Below are 7723 nucleotides of genomic sequence, written 5' to 3' on the forward strand. Positions count from 1 at the left end.
AATCCGGCTGAGGTGACGGAGATCGGTGATGTGACAGCGCGACGCTTTCTGCCGCTTGTCTCGGGTCCTCTTCGGAGCGAACCGTCACGAGCGACGCGGCCGCGATGGCGGTCCGCCGCGACGCCGCACCGGATCTGGGGCGGGGCAGCGCCACGCAGGCCGTGATCGTGGGCCCCACGCCACCGTCCACCTCCCGCGAGAGGTATGTGCGCCGTCCGCGTGCGTCGAGCTGCGACGTGGCGGTGAGCGGTGGCGTGGTGGTGAGCGGTGGCGACGCGGTGAGGGGATGGGATACCGATGGCCGGTCCGGCCGGCTCAGCGCCCTCGCCCCGGGTCGGGGTGGACCGGCTCGCGGATCCCGGCGCGGGCGGCTTCGAGCTGGGCGGCGAAGGCGATACCGAGGAACAGCGCCACGGCGGTCAGATTCGCCCACAGCAGCAGGGCTATGAAGGCTGTGAGCGGGCCGTAGATGGCGCCGAACGCCCCGCTCTTGCCCACATAGAGAGCCAGGAGCCAGGTGGCGGCGACCCACAGCGCGAGATGGACCGCCGAACCGAAAGCGAGCCAGGTGTAGCCGGGCTGTACGCGCCGCGGAGCCCGGCGCAGGATCACTGCCGACGCGATCCAGGACAGCAGGAGACCGGCAGGCATCTCCAGCGTGCCCCACCGGCCTATGCCGCCGTGATGGTCCCCGGCGGTGCGCGCGACCGCGTCACCCACCGCCGTACCGGCCACCATCACGACGAACCCCAGCACCATCGGCAGCCCGGCCGTGACGGACAGGACCAGCGCACGGCCGTACTTCGCGGGGCCGGGCCGGTCGCGCTCGATGCCGTAGATGCGGTTCGCTCCGCGCTCGACCTGTCCCATGGCCGAGGCCAGGTTCAAGACGGCGAAGGCCATCCCGAGCCAGAGCGCCACCGCACTCCACAGATCGCTGTCGGCGGTGCGCCGCGTGCCCTCGAACGCCTTCTCCACGACCTCGGAACTGGCACCCGGCACGATCCGGGCCAGCGTCAGTTCCACCACCCGGCCCACGGCCTCGGTGTGCACGCTGGTCGCCAGTCCCACGAGCACGACGGTGAAGGGGACCAGCCCGAGCACCATCTGAAAGGCGAGTGCGCGGGCGTTGGTGAAACCGTCCGCATAGCGGAACCGGCTGAAGGAATCCAGCAGCAGCCGCACACCCCCGTAGTGGCGCAGCGCGGTGAAGGCTTCGTCACCGGAGAGTTCTTCTCCCAACATGTCCCGGGTCTGCGGGACGTGGACGGCGGTTCCCACGGTGAGGCTGCTCCTCGGATAGGCACGGTCAGGGGTCAAGATTGTCTTTCTCCGCATGCCCTCTCAGCCATCGGCCACGCGATCCGGCCGCTCAGGGCGAAGCGGCGCCGCGGGGTGCGGCGGCCGGCGAAGGCGGCGGTGAGGGGGCTGTTCACCGAGCGCGGCAACGACCCGAGACAGCGCCTCGCCAGCCGCATGATCATGCTGATGGGCGGGTTGGCGGCAGGCGGCACCGGCTACCTCACCCGAGGGGCGCCGACCGTGGTCCAGGTCGTGGCGGTGGGCCTGGTCGCCGTCGTGGGGATCTTCGCGTGGGCGTACTTCGACCATCGCACGGAGCCCCGGGACGAGGGGTGACCACTGGATTCGGCTGCCGAGGGGGCGACATGCGACGCCTTGGTATGCCAGACGGCTCCGCAGCTCCCGCAGCGGACCCTACGACTAGGGCGACGGGTCCAACGGCAGCTGTTGAAGGCGGAGTAGGTGGCGTGCCGACATCGATGCTCCAGGTCGGGCGCGGTGGGCACGGTCATTGCAGGCGGTGCCCTGCTTGTTGGTTCTGCGTTGCGGAGGTCGAGACCCGGGGCGCTGGGCCCCGGGCCGGTGCAGTCACCCCCACGGCTTCGTCGGAGCGGCCGGTACTCAGCGTTATCGGATCAGGTCGCGACGCTTGGAGGTGGCCGTTGGCCTGTCTCCGCGTAACTCAAGAGTTGCGCCCACGACATTTCAGACGGCGAAGCCTTCGGGGATGCTTCTCGTGCCGTACTGATGACTTCCATGGCCTCGGCAAGGTGACCCGCCCGCTGTGCGGACACCACCTTGGCGCGCAGGTCGACGGGGGCGTTCTCCAGCGCGTACTGCCGCATCTGCACGGGCGCGTTGGGCATACTGCCCCACAGAACGCGGCAGTTTTCTATTTCCTTGCGGAGTTCCTTGATGTCTCTCGGTGGACCGCCGAACAGGCCCATCAGATTCCCCTCTCGTCTTCGCCGCAAGTGCGGCTGCCACGCCGAAACGGCTGCGTGGAGAAGCTACGAAGATCCGCGATCATCACCGGCGTGTGTTCCAGCGTGTGGTCGAGCCGCGCAGTGAAAGCTCGCACCGGGTACGTTCCGAGGCGTCCCAGCGGCGGAGCCGCCGACGGGACGTGCGGGGGAGTGGTAGCGGTCGGTCGGTCGGTGCCGGAGCCCCGTGCATGCGTCGCTCCCTCCGGAGCCTGGCGGGCCGCTGGGTCAGCCGGCCTGCAGACTGAAGGGCGGGTAGCTGTCCGTGAGCAGACCGACGTAGGCCTGTACACGGAGGTTGTAGCGGTAGACGCCCACGACGAAGTCGCGGATACCCAGGGGGTATTCGCCGGTGATGAGCACGGCGATGAAGCCCGCGGTCACGGCGGCCATCGCTGCAAAGCTCAGCAGGAAAAGCGCCAGGTAGTGCGGGACGGCGAGCAGCCATTTGACCAGGGGCTGCCACCGTGACATCCGTTCGGGGTAGGCGAACGTGACGAGGGTGTGCGGGTCAAGACCGTCGTCGCCGGAGGCGGACTGGAAGTCGAAGGGCGGGTAGTCGGCGCGCAGGAACAGCGCGTAACTCGTGGCGCGCCACTCGTAGCGGAAGGTCATGGCGATCGCGTCGAAGAGTGGGCGCGGGATGCGGCGGGTGAACAGCACGGTGAAGAAGGCGATGAAGGTCAGCACCGCGCGCAACATGCTGAGTGTGTAGGCGATCAGCAGTTGCGGGAGAGCGAGGAGCCACTGTACGAGCGGTCGCCAGCGGGCGATGCGAGGTGTGCTCTCGAGGCCGAGTTGAGTGGGGTAGGGAGTGACCAGTGTCATGGTGCCCTCCTTTGGACGGCACTGCACGGATGAGCGCGGCGACTGCGCGCCGCCGCACGCGTGACCCGCGGGCGACCTACCGCCCGGGAAGGGCCCTTCACTCTGCGCTGCTCGGACACGATGATCGAACCCTTACAACGTAAGCTTACTTTGTAAGTCGTACGCTACGCCGTAAGCACGTCAAGGCATAGGGCTGGGGCTGGAGGACGCCGATGAGCCACCCGGATCCCGCAGCCCGGCCGCCGCTGACCCGGGACCGGGTGTTGCGGACAGCCGTCGCCCTCGCCGACGCGAGCGGGATCGCTTCGCTCACCATGCGCAAGCTCGGTGTGGAACTCGGAGTCGAGGCCATGTCGTTGTACCGCCATGTGGCGAACAAGGTGGACCTGCTCGACGGCATGATCGACAGCGTTTTCGCCGAGATCGACCTGCCGGTCGACGAGACGGACTGGCGGACAGCCATGCGCCGCCGGGCCATCTCGGCCCGCACGGTCATGTCGCGCCATCCCTGGGCGACGGGCCTCATGGAGTCGCGGGCCACCCCCGGCCCCGCGACCTCGCGCCACCACGACGGAGTGATCGGAACGCTCCGACAGGCAGGCTTCTCGACCGAGTCGACCGCCCACGTGGTGTCCGTCCTGGACAGCTATATCTACGGGTTTTCGCTTCAGGAAACGACCTCGGAACACCTGCTTCAGCCGCACTACGACCGCGACAACGAATTCCTGTTCGGGCTCGATCTGATCCTCGACGGCCTCGAACGGGCCCGTCACGGATCCTGATCCCGTCCGAGCGGCAACTCCCGTCCCCCACGGGCGAGTTACACCAGGTCGCCCAGGTACGGACGGCAGCACGGTCGGACCACGGCGCCAGCAGACCAGGAGCTGATCATGGCTGCATGCTGGATCCGCCGTGCGATCGGTGATACGGGCTGCCGCAGCGGCTCCCCCTGCTCACCTGTCAGTTCGACACCCTGAACTATCCGCTCGCACCATCCGGGCTGCGCACCACCCTCGCCGCGTTCGGGCATGCCCAAGAACCGGGCGGTCATGCGGTCTGCGACATGGTCACCCGGTCGGGAGAGGGCAGCGGACAGCGGGCGGGCGGAGCGTGCATGCGGCGGGTGCGCGTCCTGGGCCGCGGGCCGCCCGGGACCCCGAACGAGATCCATGTGCAACGCGCCTGCACCTTGACCGAGATCAGGGCAGCCATCGCCGGGAGCGGATTGCAGCTGCTGGACGCGCACCGGGTGGGCGAGACGCGTCCGGATGCCGCGACCGCGTGTGTGAGCTTCTTGCCGCGGCGGCGGCCCTGACCGGTCGGCATAGTCAAGGGCATCAGGGCGTACAACGACTTCTACATCCCCTTCCTCTACATGCCGTCCGAGGGCATGGGGGGCCATCTCCATGGCGCTGTTCCGCCTCAAAGGGACCTTCGGAGCGCGCTGGGAAGCCGTATCCGCCGGGGTGATCCTCGTGGTCCTGCCGACCCTTCGAGCCGGCAGCCGGCAGCCGGCAGCCGACTGTCAGCGCCTCATGCGCCCTGGGCCACGTCCGGCGCCCCGCTCAGGAACGCGCGAGCCTTCGCGCGAGATAGGGCGCGGTTGCGCTGCGTTTGGCCTTGGCGACCTTGGCGGGGGAGCCGGTGGCGACCACCCGGCCGCCCTCGTCCCCGCCGCCCGGACCCAGGTCGATGACCCAGTCGGCGGTGGCGATGGTGTCCAGGTCGTGCTCGACGAGCACGACGGTGTTTCCGGCGTCGACGAGCCGGTGCAGCTGCCGCAGCAGCAGCGCGATGTCCGCCGGATGGAGCCCGGCGGTCGGCTCGTCGAGCAGGTAGAGCGCGTGGCCGCGGCGGGCCCGTTGCAGCTCGGTCGCCAGCTTGATGCGCTGGGCTTCGCCACCACTCAGTTCCGTAGCAGGCTGGCCCAGCCGCAGATACCCGAGCCCCACCTCCCGGAGCGTCTCAAGGCTCCGGAAGGCGGCCGGGACGTCGGCGAGGAAGCCGACGGCGTCGTCGACGGACATCGCCAGAACGTCCGCGATGTTCTTGCCGTGATAGGTCACCTCGAGCGTCTCTGCGTTGTACCGCGCGCCCCGGCAGTCCGGGCACGGCGCGTAGGTGCCGGGCAGGAACAGCAGCTCGACCGCGACGAACCCTTCGCCCTGGCAGGTCTCGCACCGCCCCTCGGGGACGTTGAAGGAGAATCGTCCCGCCGGGTAGCCGCGCGCCTTCGCCTCGTCGGTCGCCGCGTACAGCCTGCGCACCGCGTCGAACATGCCCGTGTACGTGGCCAGGTTGGAACGCGGTGTACGGCCGATGGGCCGCTGGTCGACCCGGACCAGCCGGTCGAACGATTCGAGCCCCGACGAGTCCCGCACTTCGACCTCGAGCTCCGCCCGGCCGGGCTCGTCGGGCCCCTCGGGCTCTTCGTGCGCCTGCCCGAGATGGCTGCGCACGACCTCGCCGAGCACCTGCGTGACCAGCGTCGACTTCCCGGATCCGGACACCCCGGTCACCGCCGTCAGGACGCAGAGCGGTACGTCGAGGGACACCTCGCGCAGGTTGTTGCGGGACACGCCACGCAGGTGCAGCCATCCCTGCGGCTTCCGGGGGCGGTGGCTGAGCGGCTGGGCGCGCCCGAACAGGTAGCTGCTGGTGGCTGACTCCTCGACCTGTTCCAGGCCGGGGACCGGGCCGGAGTACAGCACCCGGCCGCCGCCCTCGCCCGCACCGGGGCCGATGTCGACCACCCAGTCCGCCCGCCGCACCACGTCCATGTCGTGCTCCACCACGAAGAGCGAATTGCCCGCCTCCTTGAGGCGGTCCAGCACGTCCAGCAGCGGTTCCGCGTCAGCGGGGTGCAGGCCGGCGGAGGGCTCGTCGAGTACGTAGACGACACCGAACAACCCCGAGCGCAGCTGGGTCGCGATCCGCAGGCGCTGGGCCTCGCCGGGCGACAGCGTCGTCGAGCGGCGCCCGAGACCGAGGTATCCCAGGCCGAGGTCGAGCAGCACCTCGATGCGCGCGACCACGTCCGTGCAGATCCGGACCGCGACCTCGGTCGTCTCCCCGGACAGCGCGGTGGAGGTGGCGGCCGCCGCCCCGGACAGCTCGGCAAAGGGCCGCAGCAGCGCGACGACCTCGGTGAGCGGCATCGCATTGAGCTCGGCGATGGAGCGGTGGGCGAAGGTGACCTCCAAGGCCTCCGGCCGCAGGCCGCTGCCGTGGCACAGCGGGCAGGGCACGCTGCGGACGTATCGCATCGCCCGGTCGCGCATCCGTTCGCTCTTGGAGTCGGCGAGGACATGCATGACGTGTGCGCGGGCGCTCCAGAACTTGCCGTAGTAGCCGTAGTCGACGCGGCCGGGCTCCGGCTCGATGAGGACGGACGGCTGCTCGTCGGTGTAGAGCAGCCAGTCCCGGTCCTTCTTCTTGAGCCTGCGCCACGGCCTGTCGATGTCGATACCCAGATTGCTCACGATGCTGCGCAGGTTGGCGCCCTGCCAGGCGCCGGGCCAGGCCGCGATCGCACCGTCGCGGATGCTCAGCGACGTGTCCGGGACGAGCAGGTCCTCGGTGACGTCGTGCACGACACCCAGCCCATGGCATCGTGGGCAGGCGCCGGCCGCGGTGTTCGGTGAGAACGCCTCGGCCTCCAGCCGGGTGGCGCCGGCCGGGTAGGTGCCGGCGCGCGAGTAGAGCATCCGCAGCAGGTTGGACAGTGTCGTGAGGGTGCCGACGGTCGACCGCGAGCTGGCCGTCCCGCGCCGCTGCTGCAGCGCCACCGCCGGTGGTAGCCCGGTGATCTCCTCCACATGCGGTGCGCCGACCTGCTGGAGCAGTCGGCGGGCGTACGGCGCGACGGACTCGAAATACCGGCGCTGGGCCTCGGCGTAGAGCGTGCCGAAGGCGAGCGAGGACTTGCCCGAACCGGAGACTCCGGTGAAGGCGACCATCGCGTTGCGAGGGACGTCGACATCGACATTCCTCAGGTTGTTCTCGCCGGCGCCCCGGACGTGTACGAAGGGGTCGGTCGCGTCGTTCTTCACGGCTCGTCGTTACCCTGCCCGGCCACGCCGGTCCCAGGAGTTACCGCATTTGCCACGGATGATCACTCCGTGGGGACGGGTCCTGGACGCGAACCCCTCGCGCGGCGCGGGCGCCGACGTGTAACGCAGCCGACGAGAACCTGCCACGCAGGAACCGGAATGGCGAGCCGTCGGCTACCTGGGCACACTGCGCTGCGCGGGCGTCTTTGTCTGGTGCGCAAGCTGATCCGAGAGACAGGACTTAATGGTGCTGGCGGTGCTGGTGGCCCCCCCTTTTTCTCGGCGTCTGCTCCGGCGGTGGCAGGCGGTGATCTTGCCGGCTGGTGTGCTCCGCTCCTGCTGGCTGGTGGAGGCCCCGGTCGGGCCTGGCCCGGAGGCGTTTTCGGGTGGGCTCCCTATTTGGTGTGCGGTTGGGGGTGTGGGGTGGTGGGGTGTGTGTCTTCCTCGCACAAGTATCTTTGTCGGTGATTTACGTCACTTTCGGGGGGTCTTGGTGTCGGGGTGGTGGGCGTGTCACTATTCCTGCACGACGTCCCTGCCCAAAGCCGGTTGTGCGGC

General features: G+C 69.4%; 6 protein-coding genes and 1 pseudogene. 3 read left to right on the forward strand and 4 right to left on the reverse strand.

Annotation, left to right across the window (positions count from 1 at the left end):
• Window positions 1–315: 315 nt before the first annotated feature.
• Entirely contained in the window at window positions 316–1281 is a 966-nt protein-coding gene (locus ACZ6B8_RS26660) for a YihY/virulence factor BrkB family protein (RefSeq protein WP_471608904.1), read from the reverse strand.
• Window positions 1282–1419: 138 nt separating this feature from the next.
• On the opposite strand from ACZ6B8_RS26660, the gene ACZ6B8_RS26665 reads away from it, so the two are divergent.
• On the forward strand, window positions 1420–1638 hold the full coding sequence (locus tag ACZ6B8_RS26665; RefSeq protein ID WP_471608905.1) for a hypothetical protein: 219 nt from the start codon (window positions 1420–1422) through the stop codon (window positions 1636–1638).
• A 299-nt stretch (window positions 1639–1937) separates the two neighbouring features.
• Here the strand turns inward: ACZ6B8_RS26665 and ACZ6B8_RS26670 are convergent, their stop codons facing one another.
• Window positions 1938–2249 (reverse strand): hypothetical protein, encoded by a 312-nt coding sequence (locus tag ACZ6B8_RS26670; RefSeq protein ID WP_471070740.1) that lies wholly within the window; start codon window positions 2247–2249, stop codon window positions 1938–1940.
• A 264-nt stretch (window positions 2250–2513) separates the two neighbouring features.
• Window positions 2514–3113, reverse strand: coding sequence for a DUF4389 domain-containing protein (locus ACZ6B8_RS26675; protein ID WP_471608906.1), 600 nt, complete (start codon window positions 3111–3113; stop codon window positions 2514–2516).
• 212 nt (window positions 3114–3325) lie between these two features.
• Between ACZ6B8_RS26675 and ACZ6B8_RS26680 the strand changes: the two genes are divergently transcribed.
• Window positions 3326–3895, forward strand: a complete 570-nt coding sequence (locus tag ACZ6B8_RS26680) for a TetR/AcrR family transcriptional regulator (protein WP_471070733.1) — start codon at window positions 3326–3328, stop codon at window positions 3893–3895.
• Between the two features lie 536 nt (window positions 3896–4431).
• Window positions 4432–4606, forward strand: a pseudogene (locus ACZ6B8_RS26685) (carbohydrate ABC transporter permease); the annotation flags it as partial.
• A gap of 72 nt (window positions 4607–4678) precedes the next feature.
• On the opposite strand, the gene uvrA reads toward ACZ6B8_RS26685, so the two are convergent.
• Window positions 4679–7165, reverse strand: coding sequence for an excinuclease ABC subunit UvrA (gene uvrA / locus ACZ6B8_RS26690; protein ID WP_471608907.1), 2487 nt, complete (start codon window positions 7163–7165; stop codon window positions 4679–4681).
• Window positions 7166–7723 lie beyond the last annotated feature (558 nt).

Source organism: Streptomyces sp. NPDC041122 (assembly GCF_055592445.1).

What these genes read in the sequence shown, in the direction of transcription:
- ACZ6B8_RS26670 (WP_471070740.1), bottom strand. Translation starts at nt 2,249, where the DNA reads ATGGGCCTGTTCGGCGGTCCACCGAGAGACATCAAGGAACTCCGCAAG.
- ACZ6B8_RS26675 (WP_471608906.1), bottom strand. Translation starts at nt 3,113, where the DNA reads ATGACACTGGTCACTCCCTACCCCACTCAACTCGGCCTCGAGAGCACA.
- ACZ6B8_RS26680 (WP_471070733.1), top strand. Translation starts at nt 3,326, where the DNA reads ATGAGCCACCCGGATCCCGCAGCCCGGCCGCCGCTGACCCGGGACCGG.